The following is a 20,464-nucleotide window of genomic DNA, read 5'->3' on the forward strand; positions in this document are numbered from 1 at the left end:
GGTGACAGCGCGCCGAACACACCCCGCGAAGGGGTGGAGAACCAGCGGTGAGCTGCTGGTGAGCGCTGCGGGTGTTTCCCGGCTTGTGACAGTGGTTCGGGGCCGTCCACGAACTGGTTTGGGTCGGTTTGTCCTCGTTACCGTTCTGTGACAACCGGCCTCCGAGTGGCGGCGGAGCGAACGCGCGAATTCGTCGTCCCGAATCCCTCTGATCAGGTCTTTTCCGGTCGGGAGGTCCGCTGGGGCATGGCAGGATCGTCGAGTTCCGAGACGCCGGTGTCTCCTCCGTCACCTCGAGAGGCACCACCCCCATGTCGTTCTGGGCCCTGTTCCTGATCGCGCTCGGCGTCTCCGCTGACGCCTTCGCCGTCGCACTCGGCAAGGGCCTGCACATGCGGCGGTTCGCCGTCCGCCAGGCCGTGGTGATCGCTCTCGTGTTCGGCCTGTTCCAGGCGGTGATGCCACTGCTCGGGTGGCTCCTCGGCACGACCTTCGCGGGAGCGATCGCCGACTACGACCACTGGGTCGCGTTCGGGCTGCTCGCGCTCGTCGGCGGCAAGATGCTCTGGGAGGCCTTTAGTCGGCACGAGGACACGGCGGAGGACACCGACCGACTGCGCATCCGCGAACTGCTGGTGCTGGCGATCGCGACGAGCATCGACGCGCTCGCGGTCGGGATCACCCTGGCGTTCCTTCCGGTGTCCATCGGGTGGGCGGTCCTGCTCATCGGCATCACGACCGCCCTGCTGAGTTTCGTCGGGGTGGCCGTCGGACGCCGCGTCGGTGCCCGCTTCGGCAAGCCGGCCGAGATCGCCGGTGGTGTGGTGCTCATCCTCATCGGCGTGCAGATCGTGCTGGAGCACACCGGCGTCCTCGGTTGACGCGTCCCGGGGGGAGCGCCGCCCCGCGTGGTCGCGTGGGAATATCGAGCGTGCTCACCGATGACGAGATCGTCGCCGCGCTCCGAGCGGCCCACACTCGCGACTACACGATCGCCGAGGTGGAGGCGGTCGACGGTGTCGCGAGCATGGTGATCGAGCAGGCCGGCGGGCAGAAGGCGCACCTGCGGGTCCGGTTGCCCTCGACCGGGGCACCGCAGTGGTGGTTGCACGCCCCTCCTGAGGACGCCGGGGACTGGGCGGGTCAGTTCATCACCTGGACCGACGAAGAGGTGGACACCGACGGTCTGGGTGGAACACGTGCCAGGACGACGATCGATGGCGCGAGTCACGTCATCGCTGAGAACTACGGGTGGCGGCTCTCCGACCAGGTCGAGCACGCCCGGCTCCACGCACTCGCCGGCCCGTTCGGCTGGCACGACGGAGGGCGGCCGGTCGGTCCGGACGGCCCCCTGCCCGTACCCGCGGAACGGGAACTCGTGGTCGACGGGGAGGTCTTTCTCGTGTCCGTGCAGGGCACCAGCCACCAGGTCACGTGGCTCAGCGGACCGAACGCCGGATACGGCTACGGCGGGACGCTCGGCGGCAGCCGCGGGATGAGTGCCGAGTCGATCGAGGCTGTCGTCGCTGCCACCGTGGGCGACGACGAGCACATGCGCCGGAACATCCACGCCTTCCTGGCGGAGATCGACCCGACCACCGGTTTCCTCCGGGACGACGACGAGACCTGACCCTCAGAGGACCGGCACCGCCCGCCGGTGCACCGGCCCGCTCCCGTCGACGAGCGCCCCGCCCGGAGCGCCCCGGCGGACCGCCACCACCTCGGCCATGATCGACAGCGCCATCTCGGCAGGGGTCTCCGCCCCGATGTCCAGACCGATCGGGGACCGCAGCCGCTCGGTGTCCGGCGTCCCGAGCTCGCGCAGTACTGCCATCCGCCGCTCGTGCGTCGCCCGGGAGCCCATCGCCCCGACGTACCCGGCGCCCCGACGGAGCGCGAGGTCGAGCACCTCGGCGTCGAACCGGTCGTCATGCGTGAGCACGACGACGACGGTGTCCGGTCCGATCGCGGTGTCGGCGAGGACCCGCGGCGGCCACCCGACGACACGTTCCTGCGCCGCCGGGAATCGCTGGTCGGTGAGGAACACCGGCCTCGGGTCGACGACGGTCACCGCGTAGCCGAGCATCGCCGCGGTGTTCGTCACGGCGACGGCGAACTCGACCGCGCCGACGACGATGCACCGCGCCCGGCCGCCCGCGTACTCGGTGAAGACGCGGGTGCGGCAGCCGTCCGACGAGGGCACGACCGTGCCGAGCGAGGCGGCGTCGAGCGACAGACCGAGCGACGTCGGCGTCCCGGCGGCGGCGGTGCGGAGCGCGTCGAGCACGACGGTGTCGGCCGGCAGGACCCGGTGGACGAGGACCTCGACCCGGCCCCCGCACCGCAGGCCGGGTGCCCAGTCCGCAATCGGTCCGGACGGGTCCTCGAACCCGAAGCGTTCCAGGACCGGGACGCCGGTCGCCAAGACCTCCTCGGCGGTGCCGTACAGCGACCCCTCGACGCATCCACCGGAGATCGTCCCGACGACCTCGCCGCCGGGCAGCACCGCCATCGAGGTACCGGTCCCGCTCGGTGCACTGCCCTGGACGTCGACGGCGGTCGCGACGACGACGGGGTCGCCGGCCTCGAGCACGGCCAGGAGGCGCGGTGCCAGTTCGAACATCAGGCACCCCCGGCGTCGGTCGCGTCCGCCAGCAGCGCCCACACCCGGTCGCGGGTCATCGGCAGCCGGTACGGCCGGATGCCGATCGCGTCCCGCACGGCGTTGGCGACCGCCGGGGCGACCGGGTTGTACGGGGCCTCGCTCATCGACTTCGCTCCCAGGGGTCCGAGCGGGTCGTGGGTGTCTGCGAACAGCACCTGCGTCCGCGGCACGTCCGAGATCTTCGGCACCCGGTAGGAGCGGAAGGCGTCGGTGGTGACCCGGCCGGTGGCGTCGAGCAGGACCTCCTCGTACAGCGTCGACCCGATCGCCTGCGCCGCGCCGCCCTCGACCTGGCCGCGCAGCTGCTCGGGGTTGAGGACCGTGCCGGCGTCGACGGCCTGGACGCTCTGCAGGACGCGGACCTCGCCGGTCGGCCGGTGCACCGCGACCCGTGCGCCGTGCACCGTGAAGGCGAGCGACCGTGGGGTGCCGTCGTGGCTGGCGTGGGCGATCAGCGGACCCTCGGCGAGGAGTTCCGCGTGCCCCACGAGTTCGTCCCCGACGCGGACCCCCTCGGGCTCGACGGCGACGGCGGGTCCGAGCACGCCCGACGAGGTCCTCGGCGTCGGGGCCGCGACGAGCGCGAGCGCACGGGCGGTCAGGTCGTCCCGGAGCATCCGGGCGGCGGCGTACAGCGCGCGACCGGCGACGACCACCCCGGCCGACCCGAACGCCCCGGTGTCGTGCCGGGTGGCGTCGGTGTCGGACTGGTGCACGTCGACCCGGTCAGGGGTGGTGCCGAGCGCGGTGGCCACGAGCTGCGTGTGCACGGTGGTGGTGCCGTTGCCGAACTCCGCCGTGCCGACGCCGATCCGGTACCGTCCGCCGGGCAGCAGCTCGACGGACGTGTGCGCGTGGTGTCCGCGGGGCGGCATGGTCGCGATCGCCGCGAGGGCCATCCCGGTCCCGAACGCCCAGTCCGCGGCATGGTCCAGGCCGGGGCCGCTCAGTTCCGGGCCGTCCATCCGGGGGACCTCGGGCAGCGGTCCGGCCAGGGCGTCCTCGACGAGGTCGAGGCACTGGTCGAGCCCGTAGCTGCCCTCCCACCGCAGGTCGCTCTGCTCGTGCGGGTCGGTGACGACGAGCGGGTCGCCGGGCACCACGACGTTCCGCCGTCGCAGTTCGACCGGGTCGATGCCCAGTTCACGGGCGAGGTCGTCCATGGCCGACTCGATCGCGAACACCACCTGTCCGAGCCCGTACCCGCGGAACGCCCCCGAAGGCAGGTTGTTCGTGTACACCGACTCCGCGTCGACGCGCTTCACCGGGCACCGGTACACCGCGACGGACTCACTGACGGAGTGGAACATGACGCCGATGCCGTGGTTGCCGTACGCCCCGGTGTCCATCGTCTGGTCGACGTGCAGGGCGGTGAGCGTGCCGTCCGCGTCGGCGCCGAGCCGGACCCGGACGCGCATCGGATGCCGGGTGGGGGCGACCGTGAACTCGTCACGTCGGCTGAACTCGAACTGCACGGTGCGGCCGGTCCGCAGTACCGCGAGGGTGACGAGGTCCTCGGTGAGCAGCTCCTGCTTGCCGCCGAACCCGCCGCCCACCCGCTTGGCGACGACGCGTACCCCGGCCGGGTCCAGCGAGAACACGCGGGCGATCTCGTCCCGCACGAGGAACGGGACCTGTGTGGCGGTCCGGAGCACGAGCCTCCCGTCCGGGTCCACCCACCCGCGGGTGGCGTGCGTCTCGAGGGCCGCGTGCGAGACGCGGCCGGTGGTCCAGACGCCGTCGACGGTCGCGGCCGACGCGGACAGTGCGGTCTCGACGTCGCCGGTGCCGCCGTGGAGGCTCGCCACGACGTTCCGGGCGGGCTCGCCGATCCGGTGCTCGGCCGTCGTCTTGTCGCCGTGCAGGAGCGGGGCGCCCGGTCGGCGTGCGGCGTCCGGGTCGTGCACGCTGTCGAGGACCTCGTAGTCGACGTGGACCAGGGCGCACGCCTGCTCGGCGATCCGCACGCTGTCGGCGACGACGGCTGCGACGCGCTGGCCGCGGAACCGCAGGACCCGGTCGAGCACGCGGGTGTCGTCCGGGTCGTCGAGCCGGGACTCGTGGCGGCCGGTGGAGAACAGCACGCCGGGGTCGTCCCGGTACGTCAACACGGCGTGGACGCCGGGGAGGGCCTCGGCCGCGACGGTGTCGATCGACCTGATGCGGGCGTGCGGGTGCGGGCTGCCGAGGACGGCGAGGTGCAGGAGCGCCTGGGTCCGCCGGAGCCCGTCGTCCGAGCCGGAGAGCAGGCCGTCGGGCACGTCGAGCGTGTACTCCTCGCTGCCGGAGACGATGCGCCGGGCTGCCGGTGCCGCGACCGAGGTGCCGATCGCCGCACCCGGTGCTGCACAGGTGGTGTTGACGACGCCGTCGAGCGCGTCCTCGATCGCCCGGTACCCGGTGCAGCGGCAGAGGTTGCCCTTCAGCTTCCGGTGCCGGTCGGCCAGGTCGTCCTCGGTCAGCGTCGAGGCGGTGACGACGAAGCCCGCCGTGCAGAAGCCGCACTGGAACCCGGGTGCCTCGGCGAACGCCCGCTGGACGGGGTGCGGGTGCTCCGGGCTGCCGAGACCGGCGGCCGTGGTGACCGTGCTGCCGTCGAGCCGGTGCGCGGGCGTGATGCAGGAGTGCACCGGCACCTGGTCGACGAGGACGGTGCAGGCACCGCAGTCGCCGGCGTCGCAGCCCTTCTTCACCGAGGTCACGCCGTGCTCGCGGAGGAGCGTGCGGAGGACCTGGCCGGGCTGCGGGGTGACGTCCAGCGGGGCGCCGTCCACCTCGAGCCTCATCGTGTACCCGCTCCGGCTGCTCCGGCTGCTTCGGCCCGGAGCTCGTGGGCGAAGACGCTGCTCACCGCCCGTCGCCACCGGGGAGATCCGTGCGGGTCGTCGTACCAGTCCGCGTCGGACCCCAGCACGGTGTCGAGCGCCGCGTCCACCTCGTCGGCCGTCGGGACCACGGGCCAGCGGAACACCACCGGGTGCCGGGTCGCCGCCGTGACGACGAGCACGAAGCCCGCGGCCGACCACCGAGCGGTGACGAGCGAGCCCGACCGACCGTGCGGACTGAGCGACACCCGGCGGAACCCGGTCGTCGCCCGGAGTGCCCGCTCGGGCAGGTCGAACGCCCGGATCACCTCGCCGTGCCGGAGGTCGAGCGTCCGCACCCCGAGCACGAGCCGCTCGACGGGGATCCGGCGCTCCCCGCCGTCGGGCGTCCACACCACCGCGGTCGCGTCGAGTGTCACGAGCAGCGCCGTCATCGCGCCCGCCGGCAGTCCGACCGCCACGTTCCCGCCCACGGTCGCCGCGTTCCACACCTTGAACGAGGCGAGCAGCGCGTTGGCGCACCGGTCCACCAGCGGCCAGGCGGTCCAAGCGGCGTCCGCCTGCACGCGGAGCAGCGCGGCGATCGTGCACGTCGCCGCGATCGTCAGGGTGCCGGGCGTCCGTTCGACGTCCGGCCAGCCGAGGGTCGTCAGGTCGACGAGCCCGGTCAGGCCGGGCTGTTCCTCGGAGAAGAGCCAGGTGCCGCCGCCGAGTGGGCGGTCACCGGGTGCGAAGGCGAGGTCGTCGCGGTGCGACGGTGTCCGCACGGTGCGGACGGAGACGAGGTCCATGGACGGGTCCGATCGGGGCAGGGCGGCAGGGGACGACGAGCGCACCGACTCGTCGGCCGTGCGCGATCATGCCCCGGTTCCATGCCATGTCGCCACGCTAGGGAACCGGTGTTTCAGCGTCGTTACGGGGAAGCAACAGCCGGTGTCGGGCGGTGCACCGGACCCGTGACCTGCTCGACCTCTCCCCGAAACACGCGGGTGCCATCCTCCGGGACATGACCGTTCCACCGCCCGACACCGGCGCCGCGTCGCCCGGACCCGCCGGCGACCCCGGCAGCGTGCTCGCGTTCGACCGGCTCGACGACGACGCTGCCCGGGCACTCGTCACGTCGTGGGCCGCCGTGCCCCGGTGGATCGACGCCGTCCTCGCCGGCCGTCCGTACAGGTCAGCGGACGCCCTCACGGCCGAGGCCGACCGGCTCGCGCGGACCTGGACCGACGACGAGGTGGAGGCCGCCCTCGCCGAACATCCACGGATCGGGGACCGGCCGGTGGGCGACGGGGCCGCGGCAGCAGCCTCCCGGCTGGAGCAGGCCGCCTCGGCGGACCCGGACGCGGACACCGCGGCCGCGCTCGGGGCGGGCAACGCCGCCTACGAGGCGCGCTTCGACCGGGTGTTCCTCATCCGGGCAGCCGGCCGGAGTGCCGACGAGGTGCTCGCCGAACTGCACCGCCGTCTGGACGCCGACGACACCACCGAGCGTGCCGAGGTCGCCGACCAACTGCGGGAGATCGCCCTCCTCCGACTCGACAGGAGCGTCCGATGAGCCACCTCAGCACCCATGTGCTCGACACGACGAACGGCTGGCCGGCCGCCGGGGTCGCCGTCTCGTTGACCGACGCCGACGGGGCGCTCGTCGCCTCCGGGCGCACCGACGGCGACGGTCGGATCAGCAGCCTCGGGCCGGATCTGCTCACGCCGGGGGAGTGGACGCTGTCCTTCGCCACCGGCGCGTACTGGGCGGCGCTCGACACCGGGACGTTCCACCCCCGCGTCACCGTGACCATCACCGTGCCCGAGCAGCCGGACGGGCTGACACCGGACGATCCCGCCCCGCACCTGCACGTCCCCCTCCTGCTCAGTCCGTTCGCCTACTCCACCTACCGAGGGAGCTGACCCACCATGACCGACACCAGCACCGCACCCGACACCAGCACCGCCGTGCCCACCGCCGTCCACCTCGGCGCCAACCAGTACGGCAAGGCCGAGGTCCGCCTGGTCCGCATCACCCGCGGCACCGACCGCCACGAGATCGAGGACCTCACCGTCACGACCCAGCTGCGCGGCACGGCGCTCGTCGACTCGTACACGGACGGCGACAACGCGAAGGTCCTGGCGACCGACAGCCAGAAGAACACGGTCTACGCCTTCGCCCGCGAGCACGGCGTGCACAGCCCCGAGGAGTTCCTGCTCCGCCTCGGCCGGCACTTCACGACCGCGTTCGACTGGTACGACGGGGCGACGCTGTCCGCCGAGCAGCACACCTGGGAGCGCATCGCGGTCGCCGGCCGCGAGCACGACCACGCCTTCGTCCGGGCCGGCGCCGGCACGCGCACCGCCGTCGTGCAGGTCGACGGCGAGGACGTCCACGTGATCGCGGGCGTCACCGACCTGACCGTGCTGAAGTCGACCGGCAGCGAGTTCCACGGCTTCCCCCGCGACGGGTACACGACCCTCGCCGAGACCGACGACCGGATCCTCGCCACCTCCGTGACGGCCCGCTGGCGGTACCTACCGGACGCGGTCGCCGCCGGCATCGACTACGGCGCCGTGCACGCGGGGGTCCTCGCGCGGATGCTCGAGACCTTCGCCGACCTGCACTCGCTCGCGCTGCAGCAGACCCTGTTCGCGATGGGGCGCACCGCGATCGAGGCGTTCCCCGAGATCGCCGAGGTGCGCTTCTCGATGCCGAACAAGCACCACTTCCTGGTCGACCTGGCACCGTTCGGCCTCGACAACCCGGGCGAGGTCTTCTTCGCCGCGGACCGCCCCTACGGCCTCATCTCGGGCACGGTCGTCCGGGACGGCGTCGAGGAGGCTCCCGCAGCCTGGCTCGCGGTGCCCGGCTTCGTCTGACGATCCGACGTGATGGCCGCCGACACGCGACCGGGCCGGGTGGTCGGCGTCGTCCTCGCGGCCGGCGCCGGCACCCGGATGGGCCGTCCGAAGGCACTGGTGCGTCGACCGGACGGTCGACCATGGGTCGACCTGGCGGTCGCGGCCCTGCTCGACGGCGGCTGCGACGCGGTGGTCGTCGTCCTCGGTGCCGCCAGCCGGGAGGCCCGTGCCCTGGTCCCCGAGCGGCCGGCGGTCCGCACCGTGGTCGCCGCCGACTGGGAACGCGGGCCGTCCGCCTCACTGCTGACCGGCCTGGTGGCCGCGGCGGAGGACCCGGACGTCACCGCCGTGCTCGTCACGCTCGTGGACCTGCCGGGGCTGCCGGCGGGGGCGGTGCGTCGGGTGCTCGACGACCGCGGTCGCGTGGCTGCGGACCGCGCGTCACTCCGACGGGCGGTGCACGGCGGCCGGCCCGGGCACCCGGTGCTCATCGGGCGCGACCACTGGGACGCGCTCCGGGAGTCCCTCGGCTCGGCAGCCGGGGAGGACCGAGGAGCCGGGCACTGGCTCCGGTCGGCCGGCACGCGGCCGGTGGAGTGCAGCGACCTCTGGGACGGAGCCGACCAGGACCGCGCGGGGGTGGGCGTCACCTGACCCGGACACGACGGGAGGCCCGTGGCGGACTCGCCACGGGCCTCCCGTCATGTGTGGACTACGCGACCGACGCGCGCACCTCGGTGAGGGTCGGGTAGTCGGTGTAGCCCTCGCCGGTCTGGCCGTAGAACAGCTCCGGCCGCGGCTGGTTGAGCTCGGCGTCCTGCTCCCAGCGCTCCGCGAGGTCCGGGTTGGCGATGGCGGGACGGCCGACGGCGATCGCATCGGCCACGTCGCCCTCGATGACGGCGATGGCCTCGTCGCGGTCGGTCATGACGCTGAAGCCCGAGTTGACGACGAACGGCGCTCCCGCGGTGCGGCGGATGCCCTGCACGAGCTCACCGGCCGGCTCGGCGTGCAGGACGTCGATGAAGGCCAGGCCGAGCGGTGCCAGGCCCTCGGCGATCGCCGTGTAGACGGCACGCACATCGGCGGCGTCGTCCTCGATGACGCCCTGGATGCCGTGCTCGGGCGACAGGCGGATGCCGGTGCGGTCCGCGCCGACGGCCGCGGCGACGGCGGTGACGACCTCGACGGCGAAGCGGGCACGGTTCTCCGGCGAGCCGCCGTACTGGTCGGTGCGGGTGTTCGAGTGGCGCGACATGAACTGGTGCACCAGGTAGCCGTTCGCACCGTGCACCTCGACGCCGTCGAGCCCGGCTGCGATGGCGTTGCGAGCAGCCTGCACGTGGGCCTGGACGGCCTCGGCGACCTCGTCGGTGGTCAGCGCGTGGGGGACCGGCATCTCGGCCTTCGAACCGTCGGCCAGGTGCGTCTGACCGGGGGCGGCGACGGCGCTCGGGCCGACGATCCGCGGGGTCTGGGAGATCGAGGGGTGCGAGACGCGACCACCGTGCATGAGCTGCATGACGATCGTGCCGCCGCGCTCGTGGACGGCGTCGGCGACGCGGCGCCAGCCGGCGATCTGCTCGTCGGTCTCGATGCCGGGCTGTCCAGGGTAGGAGCGGCCCTCCTGCACGGGCCAGGTGCCCTCGGTGATGATCATGCCGAGCGTCGCACGCTGCGCGTAGTGCTCGACGAGCAGGTCGTTCGGGACCCCGTGCTCACCGGCGCGGGTGCGGGTGAGCGGGGCCATGACGATGCGGTTGCTGAGTCGGAGGGCGCCGAGCGCGGTGGGTTCGAAGAGCTTCACGTCGGGCGGGAACGTCGAGTGCGTGTTGCACATTCCGACTTCGGCGGAAGGACAGTCAGGGGCGCGGGCACACCAGCGTGGAGGAGCGGACCTGACCCTCGGGGCGGATCACGGTGTGCAGGGACAGCGGCTGGTGGCAGATCGGGCAGCCGCGGTCGATCGTGCGGTCGTCGAGGCCCTCGGGGTGGCCCGCACCGATCTGCGACGGGCCCATCTTGTCGATGAGCGTCGTGTTCCAGCGCCCGTACCAGTCTGCGAAACGTCCCATGACGACCCTTCCGTTCGTGCCCTCATCGTTAGTGTACTCGTCATCCGTGGTCAGGAGTGGTCGACGACCTCGAGCAGTGCCGTCAGCTCGTCCTTCAGCGCCTCGAGCCGGGACACCGGCCAGCCGAGCCGTGCGGCCACCGCGACCGGGACGGCCTCGGCACGGTCACGCAGCGACCGTCCGGCGGTCGTCAGGGACACCGCGAGCTGGCGCTCGTCCTCGGTGCTCCGGCTGCGGCGGACGTAGCCGGAGGCCTCCAGTCGCTTGAGCAGTGGGCTGAGGGTCGCCGACTCGAGCCGGAGTTCGCCGGCGATCTCACGGACCGACCGCGGGTCGCGCTCCCACAGGGCGAGCATCACGAGGTACTGCGGATGGGTGAGACCCAACGGCTCGAGGAACTCCCGGTAGAGCCCGACGACGCTGCGACTCGTGGCCGCGAGGGCGAAGCAGAGCTGCCGGTCGAGCGAGAGCGGATCGGTCTCGGTGGAGCGCATGCGTCCACCGTACCCTTCGTGCACGAAGCGTCGCGGACGGGCTGCGGAACACCGGTGTTCGTCTGTTGCGCCGCGCATCTGCGCGATGTGACCGACGAACACCGGTGTCTTGCCGGGGTGGACCACGGACGGGAGGGCCGGTGCCGGTCTCGTGGACCGGCACCGGCCGTGCGTCGGTGACGCTGGTGCCTACGCGCGGTGCGCGGGCGAATGACCCGAGTCGTGGGTCGGCGCGTCCGGCTCGGCCGGAGCCGCATGCGACCCGTGGTGGGCGCCGCGGTCGTCCGTCGGGGCCGACGACCCGTGCTGCGCGGCCGGCTGCATGCGCTCGAGCTTGGCGCCCTCGACGTCGACGTCCGGCAGGATCCGGTCGAGCCACTTCGGGATCCACCAGGCGCTCTTGCCGAGCAGGTGCATCACGGCCGGGATGAGCAGCATGCGGACCACGAACGCGTCGAGCAGGACACCGAACGCCAGGCCGAAGCCGATCGGCTTGATGGTCGACGACTCCGAGAAGATGAACCCGGCGAAGACCGAGATCATGATGATCGCGGCCGCCGTGACCACCGCCCGGCCGGCGTGCAGACCGCGCTGGACCGCGACCTTCGCGCTGGCGCCGTGCGCGTACGCCTCACGCATGCCGGAGACCAGGAACAGCTGGTAGTCCATCGCGAGACCGAACAGGATGCCGATCTCGATGATGGGCAGGAAGCTCAGGATCGGTGCCGGGTCGTGCACGCCGAACACGCTGCCGAGCCAGCCGAACTGGTAGATCGCGGTCAGACCACCGAACGAGGCGAGCACCGACAGGATGAACCCCGCGGTCGCCGTGATCGGGACCAGGAACGACCGGAACACGATGATCAGGATGATCAGCGACAGTCCGACCACGACCGCCAGGTAGAGCGGCAGCACGTTCGCGAGCTTCTCGGACACGTCGATGTTGGCGCTGGCGTTGCCGGCGACGCCGAGCTCCACCCGTCCGTCGTCGGTCGAGACGCTCTGGGTGCGGAGGTCCTTGACGAGCTCCTCGGTGGAGACGCTGTCCGGACCGCCGTCCGGCTTCACCTGGAAGGCGATGATCGTGCGGTCCTTCGACGCGCCGATGGGCAGGACAGCGTCGACGTCGCCGTTCTTCGCGAGCGCTTGGCCGATGGTCACCTCGGTGCCGGTGACGTCGTCCTCGCTGATGGCCTTCGGCAGGGTGGCGACGACGAGCAGCGGGCCGTTCTGGCCGGCGCCGAACTCCTTCTCGAGTGTCTTGTATGCCTTGTACTGGCTGGACTCGACGGCCTCGGACGAACCCGACGGCAGGCCGAGGCGCATCTGCGTCGCGGGCAGTGCGATCGTGCCGAGGACGGCGACGCCCGCGACCAGGGTGATCACGGCACGCCAGGTCGACATCGGCTTGTTCGGCACCTGGACCGAGCCGGTGTGCCCGATCTGCTGACGCTCCTTCTTCCGGAGGATCCGGAAGCCGAGCAGCGACAGCAGTGCCGGCGTGAACGAGGTCGCGATGAGGATGGCGAACAGGACCGCCACCGCACCGACCGTGCCCATCAGGCCGAGGAACGGGATGCCGGTGATGTTCAGCGCGAGCAGCGCGACGATGACCGTCGTGCCGGCGAAGACCACGGCGTTGCCGGAGGTACCGTTCGCGAGCCCGATCGACTCGTGCACGCCCATGCCCTGCTTCAGCTGGGTCCGGTGGCGGTTGAGGATGAACAGCGAGTAGTCGATACCGACCGCCAAGCCGAGCATCACCCCGAGCACCGGCGTGACCGAGATGAACTCGACCAGGTCGGAGAAGGACAGTGAGGCGAGGGTCGCGACGCCGACACCGAGCACGGCGCTGAGCAGCGGGATCGCGGCGCCGATGACCGTTCGGAGCATGAGGAACAGCACGAGGGCGGCGATGATGACGCCGATGATCTCGCCCGGTCCGAGGATCGAGGGCACGCCCTGCGCGATGTCGTTCGACACGAAGACGTCGACGCCGCTGATCTTCGCGGCATCGGCACGGTCCGAGATCTCCTGCTTCGTGGTCTGCGGCACCTCGTAGGTCGACTTGGTGAACTGCACCGTGCCGATGGCCGCGGAGTCGTTCGACGAGACGAACCGGATGTCCTTCGACAGGTCGAGCAGGTCGGAGCCCTGTTCGAGGTCGCGTTCGCTGTCCTCGAGCTTCTGCGTGTTCTGGTCGATGGTCTTCTGGGCGTCGGCGATCTGCTGCTCACCCGCGGTCAGCTGCTGCTTCTGGGCGTCGATCTGCGCCTGCGCCTGCGTGAGCTGCTGCTGGCCGGCCTGCGCCTGTGCCTGTGCTGCGGCGCTGGCGGCCGCGGCGGCTCCCGCGGCCTGTGCCTGGACCTGTGCCTGCGCCTTCTGTGCGTCGAGCTGGGCCTGGGCGTCCGCGATCTGCTGCTGGCCGGACGCGAGCTGGGCCTTCTGGGCGTCGAGCTCCTTCTGTCCGTCCTCCAGCTCCTGACGGCCGTCCGCGATCTCCTTGCGACCGTCGACGATCTTCTGCCGCTGGTCGTCGAGCCGCTGCTGGGTGGCGAACCCGTCGGTGGTGCCCTTGACGCCGGGCAGGTCCTCGAGGTCGGTGAGGAACGACTTGACCTCGTCCTGCTGGCTGTCGGTGAAGGCCTTGCCGTCGGTCGTCTGGAAGACCAGCGTGCCGTTGCCGCCGTTCGCGCTCGGGAACTTGTCGGCCAGCTCGTCCTGTACCTGGCTGGTCTTCGTGCCGGGGATCGTGATCGAGGACGAGATGGTGCCCGAGAACAGGCTGAAGGTGACACCGGCGATCGCCAGGAGGACGATCCAGGCGATGATCACCGTCCAGTGTCGGCGGGCCGCGAAGCGACCGAGGCGGTAGAGGAGACCGGCCATGCTGGGCCCCGTTCCTTTCGTCGTGGGTGTGCTGTCGAACGGGGTGCGCCGGTGGACCCCAGGGAGGACGTCGATGTGGTCAGTGGTCGGGCAGGTACCCGCTGCGGACGCTGTGCACGAGCCGTCCGAGCAGGGCGTCCCAGTCGTCCCGGGCCTGTTCGTCCAGGCGGGGGCCGGTGGTCACCAACCAGTGCTCGGCGATGACGACGATGCCGCTCATCAGCGAGTCCACCAGGAGTGCGGTGTCCAGGGCATCAGCTGCGGGGTGCCGTCGGGCCACCTCGCTCCGGAGGCGCCCGGTGACCCGGGCGAACGCGGTCTGTGTGAGGGCAGCCGCCTTCGGGTCGTCCTCCTCCGGCTCGCCGAGGATCCGGTGGAGCCGGACGATGGCGCCGGCGAGGTCGGTACCGCGGGCGGCGGACTCGAGTTCGTCGAACATCGCTGCGCGTGAGCCGTCCCCCATCGGGGTGTTCGCGATCTCCGCGAGGAACCGGTCGATGATCACCGACAGGGCTTCCTCGCACACGGACAGGCGGATCTCGTCGAGCGAGGCGAAGTGGTTGAAGACCGTGCGGCGGGCGACGTCGGCGCGGGCCGCGAGCTCGTCGACGCTGAACTCCCCGCGCTCCTCGATCAGATCGCGGGCAGCCTGCAGGATCGCTTCCCGGTGTCGCGCCTTGAGGGCAGCACGGCGGTCGGGTGAGAGGGTCACGAGAAGACACTAGGTGCAACGATGCACTGGGTGCATCCAGACCGGGGTGATCCACAGGTTCGACCCTCGATGGCCGAGCACGAGGCTCGCCGAGGCGTGGATGACAACACATGATCGCGGATCCGTCCACCCCCTGGTCGGGGGCGTGTGGATCCGTACCCTGGAACAGCTGGCCCAGCCCCCGTCAGCCACATCGAGCACTGTTGACTCCGGTTCGATGCGCACGACACAGCCTCAGGAAGGCACCCGTGTTCCAAGTCGACAGTTCCCATCTCGCCCCTGCTCCCGTCTCCGACCGCTCGCTCGGTCTCCCGGAGTGGTCCGCGGGCCTCCGCGTCCGGCGCCTCCGCTCCTCGCCGTTGGCACAGGACCTGGGTGAGTCCTGCTTCCGCGGAGTGGGCGGGTACCACCCGACGGCACTCCGAGGGGTGGCGTAGCCGTGGGACGGAACTCGATCAGCGCGCGGTCGACCGGGACACAGTGGTTGCTGTCGGTCGGGAAGACGCCGTTGATCCGGGTGGACACCCGTGCGGAAGCCGAGGAGTCGGGTCGACGACTCGCCGAGGTCCTGGGGATCGGGTTCGAGACGACCAACGGGCTGGACTGACCGCGTGCTCCGGCTCAGACGGGCGGGAGCGCCGCCGTGGACGGCGTGTTCTCGCGACGGAGTGCATCGGCGAGACGTGCGGCGAAGCGCCCGACGACGGCGGCTTCGTCGTCGCTGAGTTCGTCGATCACGGCCGTGACGGGCGTGTGGATGTGACCGTAGGCCCTCGCGAGGTCGGCACTCGCCGTGGCGGTCGGGACGAGCACCACGCGCCGGCGGTCGTGCACATGGGGACGGCGCTCGACGCGGCCGTCCCGGAAGAGGCGGTCCACGAGTTTCGTGACTCCCGCCGTGGACAAGCGGAGTCTGAGCGCGAGGTCGGTCGGGCTGAGGAACCGTTCGATCCGGCCTGCGTCGACGAGGTGCATCAGTGCCAAGGCGTCGATCGGGCGCATCTGCAGCGCGCGGAGGGCGCCTTCGTCGGCGTCGTGGACGCTGTCGCTCAGCGACTGCAGACTCGCGAGCGCTGCCGCACCGGCAGCGGTCCGCGGCTGCGCGGCGTAGAGGTGCTGCGAACTGCTGGTCCTGTCGTCGGTACCCATCGGCACACCGCCCTCGTCGTTCCGTCGATGCTCCCACCGGTCCCTGGGAAGTGGAACTGGGTTGGTAATCAGCGACGCGAGACAAGTGTGGACCGCAACGATGCCGCCGGGGTCCGGTGGCACAGAATGTGAAGGAGACACCCATGTCGAACACGGCAGGAAACCCCGCACGACACGACAACGTCGTCCGTCGCACTTGGAACGAGACGAAGTCCGCACTGAAGACCACGGAGTTCTACGCGTGGATCGTGGTGTCGCTCGCCATCCTCATCGCGTCGGCGGTCGTCGACAACGCCGACGAGGGCCACACCGGTTTCGGTGCCGACCAGGCCTGGTTCTACGTCGCGCTCGTGACGATGGCCTACATCCTCAGCCGCGGCATCGCGAAGGCCGGCGTGCGCAAGCCCGAGGACGACGACGACCGTCGCGACGGCAACGGGCGCTCCAACTGACCTGACGTCGCCCGCCGTTCCCGGTCCTCGGCCGGGAGGGGCGCACCGGCGAGCTGATGCTCGTGAACCCGGATCTGGTGCTCCGGGCAACGGGCCGTTCCGATCCCATCCGGAACGGCCCGTTCTCATGCCCGCCATGTATCGATACACAAATCGCTTGCCTTCCGGCCTCCGACCCGCTTAGCGTGACGGTGCCGACCCCCGTCGAGGGGCCGGGAGGGTGGACGACGACGTCTGCCTCGCCAGTCCCCGACGACGGTGTTGGAGCAGATGACGATGAGAACGACCAGACGTGGACGCGCGTTCGCGGCCATCACGACGGCGGCAGCGGTGGTGGCGGCGATCGCGTCGCCCGCCCTCACCGCGACGGCGGCAGCGCAGCCGCCACAGCCCCTCGTCGTCGGCGCGGAACGACTTCCCGGCGGAGCCGGCGCCGCCGGCACGACGGACCTGACCGCGCAGGGTGGGCTCGACTGGGTGCACGCCGACGGGGGTGCGACCGAGACGAAGCGGGACCGCATCGACGCGATGACGCTGGCGAGCCTCCGTCCCGAGACACCGACGGTGGCGCTCTCCGACAGCCCGGTCGCCTTCGCGTGGTCGGACGGAGCGCGGCAGGAGACCGCGACGGGGGTGACCACCGGAGCCGTGTACCGCTACGACCTGACCACGGTCGGCGACGCCACGGAGCACGACGCGGGCTTCCGCCTCACCGTGCCGAGCGGCCAGGGTACCCGCCAGCTGACCCTGGTCGGCGGGATCTGGCAGGCCGACGCCGACCTGACCGTCGCGACCACCGACGGCGCCACCGTCCAGACCAGCCGGTTGTCGGCCGGTGGGTCCGCCGCGGTCCAGCGCACCACCGTGACCATGCGGCCGGGGGAGGGCGCGGTCGTCACCGCGACCCTGCGGACGATCACCGGGCGGGACGGCAACGTCTCGTTCATGGGCGCGGCCTTGCGCTCGCTGGACGACGGGCCGCAGCTGACGGCCGGACCGACACCGCAGCGGCTCGACCTCACGGCTGCCGGCACCAGCGACTGGCTGCACCTCGACGGTGCCACCGTGGACCGGGCTCGGGACGGCGACGGCTCCCTGGGCGTGGTGAACCGTGACCCGGCGGGCACGATCAAGCAGCAGGGCGACAACCCGACGACGTACAGCTGGACGAACGGCGTCCCGACGGCGACGCAGGACGGTACCCGGACCGGTGGCGTCTTCCTCGCTCCGGGCGACGACGCCACGAAGCCGTCCGGCTGGGACCTCACCGTGCGGGCTGACCGGGCACCGCGGACCCTGCAGTTCGTCGCCGGTGTCTGGCAGGCCAGCGCCAGGCTGAGCGTCACCCTCGATGACACGGCCGAGCCCGTCCTCACCGACACCGGACTGACGGCGGGCGGCTCCGCGGTGAGCCACCTGTACACGCTGACGATCCCGGCGGGGGCCGCGGCACGCGTCAGCGCGCAGCTCACCGCGACGACGGAGTCCGGCGGGAACGGGAACGTCACCCTGGCCGGGGTCGCCCTCGCGCCGCAGGACCACCGGGCGGAACTGACCGGACTGGTGCAGCAGGCGCGCGCGGTCGACCTGGCCACCGCCGACGAGCCGAGCGTCGCGCAGCTCGAGGCGGAGACCGCGACGGCCTCGGCGCTGCTCGACGACGCCGGCTCGAGCGACGCCGACGTCCAGAGTGCGACGCACCTGCTCCGCGCGGCGTTGGCCGCCGTCACCGCGAGTGCGAGTGGTGCCCGGTACACCTGGCAGAGCCACCCCGGGCTCACGAGCTCGTTCGGGTGGGAGGGGGACGTGGACGCTCCGATCGCGTTCATCGACGGCAGCTACCGCCTCCGTGACCACGGCGACACGATGATCACCTTCGGCGTGCCGGACATCCCGGGCAAGATCAGCTGGGAGAACGCGGAGGGCTACCTGCCGGCATTCGTCAGCCGCTACGCCAAGGCCGGGCTCGACATCTCGGTGCAGAGCTTCGCGGACGAGGTCACCGTGGGCGGCAACCGGTACGAGGTCGCGTACTCGCGGATGACCGTGACGAACACGACGGACACCGCCGCCACGCTGCCCCGGGTCTCGTCCGCGCTGGTGCCGCTCGACGGCTCCAGCCGCGCCACGACCGTCGACCCGGGTGCCACCGTCGTCCGCGACTACGCCGTCGGAGCAGACCGGTTCGGCGGCACGTACGCCTGGCCCACCGACGCGCAGATCGCCGGGCTCGGCAGCTACGACGACCACTACGCCCACATGCGGACCTACTGGAACGACCGGCTCGCCACCGTCGCCGACATCACGGCGCTGCCGGACCCGGGCCTCATCGACGCCTACAAGGCCGGCTACATCTACACGCTGATCATCCGGGACGACGTCGACGGGCAGAAGCAGCTGCACGTGGGCGAGAACGGGTACGACGAGATGTTCGACCACGACACGATCGGCATCGTCTCGAACCTGCTCAACATGGGTGACTTCGCGTACGCGAAGGACTACCTCGCGACGCTGCCCGCCGAGCTGCAGTACCAGGACGCCAAGTGGAAGTACAGCGCGCCGTACGCGATGTACCTCGAGCGGACCGGGGACGACACCTTCGTCCGCGACCACTTCGCCACGATCCGGGAGAACACCCACACGATCGCCAGCGACCGTGAGGACGACGGCACCGGGATCATCAAGATCACCAACGCCATCGACTCCGACGGCCACTGGACGGTCGACAACTGGTCGGCGCTCTACGGCCTGTCGACCTACCGCTACCTCGCGGAGCGGCTGGGCGACGACGCCGAGGCGAGCTGGGCGCAGTCCGAGTACGACAGCCTGATGGCGGCGGCGAACGCACGACTCGACGCGACCCGCAGCGAGTTCGGCATCGACTACATGCCGATGGCGATGGACGAGCCGAACGAGACCGGCCCCCGGAGCGACCCGCGGGACGCGAACTGGGCGTCGATGTTCCTGTTCGGCGGTTGGGCGTGGGACAGCTACCTCTACGACATGCCGCAGTCCGGCACGATGCTCGACAGCATCGACGAGACCTACGCCTACGGCATCGACCGACGGAAGGACGTGTCGGACTCCCCGGCGAACTTCGGCGGGTACCCGCACGGCTACTACTCCAGCGCGTACAACGCCGGGTACGGCGGGGCGGCACTGCGCGGCGAGGACCACCGCGACATCGGGATCAAGGCCTACCAGTTCATGATCGAGCACTCCCAGAGCGGCCCGTTCGGCTGGTGGGAGGGCGTGGACCAACCGAAGGCCGACTCCCCGTGGGACATCGACCACGCGTCCGGCGGCGGCGGGTCCGACCAGCACATGTGGGGCCAGGCGATGGGCACGAAGGTCCTGTTCGACTCGCTCCTCTCGCTGAAGTCCGACGGCTCGCTCATCGTCGGCCGCGGAGTCCCGGCCGACTGGGTCTCCACGGGCAAGCAGGTCGCGCTCGACCGCTTCCCGGTGCAGGACGGCGGTCGTGTCGGGTACGCCATGACCGCCGACGACGACTCCGTGCACCTGACGTTCTCGGGCGACCTGGACCGTGTCCCGAGCATCAGCGTGCAACTCCTCGCCCTCGAGGGGAACATCGCCAGCGTCGACGTCCCGGGCGCGACGGTCGACCGGGCAGCCGGCACGGTCACGCTGCCGAAGGGCACGGAGTCCGTCACGATCGGTCTCGGAGAAGCCACTGTGACACCGGCCCCCACGGCGACCGAGCTGCCGACCATCTCGGGTCAGCCGACCGTGGGCAGCACCCTCACCGCGCACCCCGGTACGTGGTCGACCGACGGGCTGACGTTCCGGTACCAGTGGCTCCGTGACGGCGAGCCGGTCGCCGCGGCGCGGGCGCGGGCGGCGTCGTCGCCGGCGACCTACCTGGTCGCCGCGGCCGACGCCGGTCACCGGATCGCGGTCCGGGTCACCGCGTCGCGTCCCGGCTCCGAGGACGGCACCGCGACCTCGCGGTCGGTCACGATCACCCGAGCGACGGACGGCGCCGGTGCCGGTGGTGGTGGCGCCGGTGCCGGTGGTGGTGGCGCCGGCGGCGGCGCCGGCGGCGGTACCGACCCGGGCGCGGGCAACGGGACCGGCCCGGGTGCCGGCACGGGTGGCGGCACGGTCCCCGACGGGAGGCCCGGATCACTGGCCTTCACGGGGAGCGACCTCCTGGTGCCCCTGTCGGTGCTCGCAGCCGTCCTGCTGGCCGCCGGTCTGACGGCGGCCGTGGTCCGACGGCGCCGGATGAGCGGTGAGGGCGCCACCCCGGGCAGCGGGGACGAGTGACGACCGGCCGCCGGACCGACGGTCCGGCGGCAGGTGCCGCTCCGGCACGCGGTACAGCCCACG

General features: G+C 71.7%; 18 protein-coding genes. 9 read left to right on the plus strand and 9 right to left on the minus strand.

The genetic code is table 11. From position 1 onward, the window contains the following. Positions 1 to 311 precede the first annotated feature (311 nt). Positions 312 to 881, plus strand: a complete 570-nt coding sequence (locus DEJ31_RS11890) for a manganese efflux pump MntP family protein (RefSeq protein WP_111121959.1) — start codon at positions 312 to 314, stop codon at positions 879 to 881. 35 nt (positions 882 to 916) lie between these two features. Next, a complete protein-coding gene (locus DEJ31_RS11895; protein WP_146236783.1) occupies positions 917 to 1,630 on the plus strand; it encodes a hypothetical protein in 714 nt (237 codons plus the stop codon). Between the two features lie 3 nt (positions 1,631 to 1,633). Here the strand turns inward: DEJ31_RS11895 and DEJ31_RS11900 are convergent, their stop codons facing one another. The 3 genes from DEJ31_RS11900 to DEJ31_RS11910 are packed head-to-tail and all read right to left on the minus strand — an operon-like array spanning position 1,634 to position 6,281. Then, positions 1,634 to 2,623 carry an XdhC family protein gene (locus tag DEJ31_RS11900; RefSeq protein WP_111121960.1) on the minus strand — a complete coding sequence of 330 codons (990 nt, stop codon included), beginning with the start codon at positions 2,621 to 2,623 and terminating at the stop codon, positions 1,634 to 1,636. Further along, positions 2,623 to 5,451, minus strand: a complete 2,829-nt coding sequence (locus DEJ31_RS11905) for a molybdopterin cofactor-binding domain-containing protein (RefSeq protein WP_111121961.1) — start codon at positions 5,449 to 5,451, stop codon at positions 2,623 to 2,625. Before DEJ31_RS11905 ends, DEJ31_RS11900 begins: the two co-directional genes overlap by 1 nt. Then, positions 5,448 to 6,281: a xanthine dehydrogenase family protein subunit M gene (locus DEJ31_RS11910; protein ID WP_111121962.1), complete on the minus strand. Its 834-nt coding sequence runs from the start codon at positions 6,279 to 6,281 to the stop codon at positions 5,448 to 5,450. The genes DEJ31_RS11905 and DEJ31_RS11910 overlap by 4 nt, the downstream gene beginning before the upstream one ends. A 215-nt stretch (positions 6,282 to 6,496) precedes the next feature. On the opposite strand from DEJ31_RS11910, the gene uraD reads away from it, so the two are divergent. Genes uraD through DEJ31_RS11930 form a run of 4 tightly spaced genes read left to right on the plus strand, consistent with a single transcriptional unit; the run spans position 6,497 to position 8,994 of the window. Beyond that, entirely contained in the window at positions 6,497 to 7,048 is a 552-nt protein-coding gene (gene uraD / locus DEJ31_RS11915) for a 2-oxo-4-hydroxy-4-carboxy-5-ureidoimidazoline decarboxylase (RefSeq protein ID WP_111122047.1), read from the plus strand. Beyond that, complete coding sequence (gene uraH, locus DEJ31_RS11920) at positions 7,045 to 7,398, plus strand: hydroxyisourate hydrolase (RefSeq protein ID WP_110904319.1); 354 nt, start codon at positions 7,045 to 7,047, stop codon at positions 7,396 to 7,398. The genes uraD and uraH overlap by 4 nt, the downstream gene beginning before the upstream one ends. A 6-nt stretch (positions 7,399 to 7,404) precedes the next feature. Then, on the plus strand, positions 7,405 to 8,358 hold the full coding sequence (gene pucL / locus DEJ31_RS11925; RefSeq protein WP_111121963.1) for a factor-independent urate hydroxylase: 954 nt from the start codon (positions 7,405 to 7,407) through the stop codon (positions 8,356 to 8,358). Positions 8,359 to 8,370: 12 nt separating this feature from the next. Beyond that, positions 8,371 to 8,994: an NTP transferase domain-containing protein gene (locus DEJ31_RS11930; protein ID WP_111121964.1), complete on the plus strand. Its 624-nt coding sequence runs from the start codon at positions 8,371 to 8,373 to the stop codon at positions 8,992 to 8,994. A gap of 58 nt (positions 8,995 to 9,052) precedes the next feature. Here DEJ31_RS11930 and DEJ31_RS11935 read toward each other — a convergent pair whose 3' ends face one another. From DEJ31_RS11935 to DEJ31_RS11955, 5 genes are all read right to left on the minus strand, one after another. Beyond that, positions 9,053 to 10,147 carry an alkene reductase gene (locus DEJ31_RS11935; protein ID WP_220034866.1) on the minus strand — a complete coding sequence of 365 codons (1,095 nt, stop codon included), beginning with the start codon at positions 10,145 to 10,147 and terminating at the stop codon, positions 9,053 to 9,055. Positions 10,148 to 10,202: 55 nt separating this feature from the next. Beyond that, positions 10,203 to 10,415, minus strand: coding sequence for a hypothetical protein (locus tag DEJ31_RS11940; RefSeq protein ID WP_110904323.1), 213 nt, complete (start codon positions 10,413 to 10,415; stop codon positions 10,203 to 10,205). 50 nt (positions 10,416 to 10,465) lie between these two features. Beyond that, entirely contained in the window at positions 10,466 to 10,909 is a 444-nt protein-coding gene (locus tag DEJ31_RS11945) for a MarR family winged helix-turn-helix transcriptional regulator (RefSeq protein WP_111044042.1), read from the minus strand. Between the two features lie 189 nt (positions 10,910 to 11,098). Beyond that, a complete protein-coding gene (locus DEJ31_RS11950; RefSeq protein WP_111121966.1) occupies positions 11,099 to 13,798 on the minus strand; it encodes an MMPL family transporter in 2,700 nt (899 codons plus the stop codon). A gap of 79 nt (positions 13,799 to 13,877) precedes the next feature. Continuing rightward, positions 13,878 to 14,510 carry a TetR/AcrR family transcriptional regulator gene (locus DEJ31_RS11955; RefSeq protein WP_110904325.1) on the minus strand — a complete coding sequence of 211 codons (633 nt, stop codon included), beginning with the start codon at positions 14,508 to 14,510 and terminating at the stop codon, positions 13,878 to 13,880. A gap of 439 nt (positions 14,511 to 14,949) precedes the next feature. On the opposite strand from DEJ31_RS11955, the gene DEJ31_RS17245 reads away from it, so the two are divergent. Continuing rightward, complete coding sequence (locus tag DEJ31_RS17245; protein ID WP_181421628.1) at positions 14,950 to 15,117, plus strand: hypothetical protein; 168 nt, start codon at positions 14,950 to 14,952, stop codon at positions 15,115 to 15,117. 14 nt (positions 15,118 to 15,131) lie between these two features. Here DEJ31_RS17245 and DEJ31_RS11960 read toward each other — a convergent pair whose 3' ends face one another. Then, positions 15,132 to 15,659 (minus strand): MarR family winged helix-turn-helix transcriptional regulator, encoded by a 528-nt coding sequence (locus DEJ31_RS11960; RefSeq protein ID WP_111121967.1) that lies wholly within the window; start codon positions 15,657 to 15,659, stop codon positions 15,132 to 15,134. Positions 15,660 to 15,802: 143 nt separating this feature from the next. Here DEJ31_RS11960 and DEJ31_RS11965 point away from each other — a divergent pair, with 143 nt between their 5' ends. Together DEJ31_RS11965 and DEJ31_RS11970 are read left to right on the plus strand one after the other, a co-directional pair. Continuing rightward, complete coding sequence (locus DEJ31_RS11965; protein ID WP_110904327.1) at positions 15,803 to 16,111, plus strand: hypothetical protein; 309 nt, start codon at positions 15,803 to 15,805, stop codon at positions 16,109 to 16,111. Between the two features lie 276 nt (positions 16,112 to 16,387). Next, positions 16,388 to 20,401, plus strand: coding sequence for a sugar-binding protein (locus DEJ31_RS11970; RefSeq protein ID WP_181433520.1), 4,014 nt, complete (start codon positions 16,388 to 16,390; stop codon positions 20,399 to 20,401). Positions 20,402 to 20,464 lie beyond the last annotated feature (63 nt).

It is taken from the genome of Curtobacterium sp. MCPF17_031 (assembly GCF_003234035.1).
In the GTDB taxonomy this organism is placed as follows: domain Bacteria; phylum Actinomycetota; class Actinomycetes; order Actinomycetales; family Microbacteriaceae; genus Curtobacterium.

Coding starts and splice junctions, on each gene's coding strand:
- pucL (WP_111121963.1), top strand. CDS start 7,405: ATGACCGACACCAGCACCGCACCCGACACCAGCACCGCCGTGCCCACC.
- uraD (WP_111122047.1), top strand. CDS start 6,497: ATGACCGTTCCACCGCCCGACACCGGCGCCGCGTCGCCCGGACCCGCC.
- DEJ31_RS11960 (WP_111121967.1), bottom strand. CDS start 15,659: ATGGGTACCGACGACAGGACCAGCAGTTCGCAGCACCTCTACGCCGCG.
- DEJ31_RS11970 (WP_181433520.1), top strand. CDS start 16,388: ATGAGAACGACCAGACGTGGACGCGCGTTCGCGGCCATCACGACGGCG.
- DEJ31_RS11930 (WP_111121964.1), top strand. CDS start 8,371: ATGGCCGCCGACACGCGACCGGGCCGGGTGGTCGGCGTCGTCCTCGCG.
- uraH (WP_110904319.1), top strand. CDS start 7,045: ATGAGCCACCTCAGCACCCATGTGCTCGACACGACGAACGGCTGGCCG.
- DEJ31_RS11905 (WP_111121961.1), bottom strand. CDS start 5,451: ATGAGGCTCGAGGTGGACGGCGCCCCGCTGGACGTCACCCCGCAGCCC.
- DEJ31_RS11890 (WP_111121959.1), top strand. CDS start 312: ATGTCGTTCTGGGCCCTGTTCCTGATCGCGCTCGGCGTCTCCGCTGAC.
- DEJ31_RS11965 (WP_110904327.1), top strand. CDS start 15,803: ATGTCGAACACGGCAGGAAACCCCGCACGACACGACAACGTCGTCCGT.
- DEJ31_RS11950 (WP_111121966.1), bottom strand. CDS start 13,798: ATGGCCGGTCTCCTCTACCGCCTCGGTCGCTTCGCGGCCCGCCGACAC.
- DEJ31_RS11900 (WP_111121960.1), bottom strand. CDS start 2,623: ATGTTCGAACTGGCACCGCGCCTCCTGGCCGTGCTCGAGGCCGGCGAC.
- DEJ31_RS11945 (WP_111044042.1), bottom strand. CDS start 10,909: ATGCGCTCCACCGAGACCGATCCGCTCTCGCTCGACCGGCAGCTCTGC.
- DEJ31_RS11910 (WP_111121962.1), bottom strand. CDS start 6,281: ATGGACCTCGTCTCCGTCCGCACCGTGCGGACACCGTCGCACCGCGAC.
- DEJ31_RS11940 (WP_110904323.1), bottom strand. CDS start 10,415: ATGGGACGTTTCGCAGACTGGTACGGGCGCTGGAACACGACGCTCATC.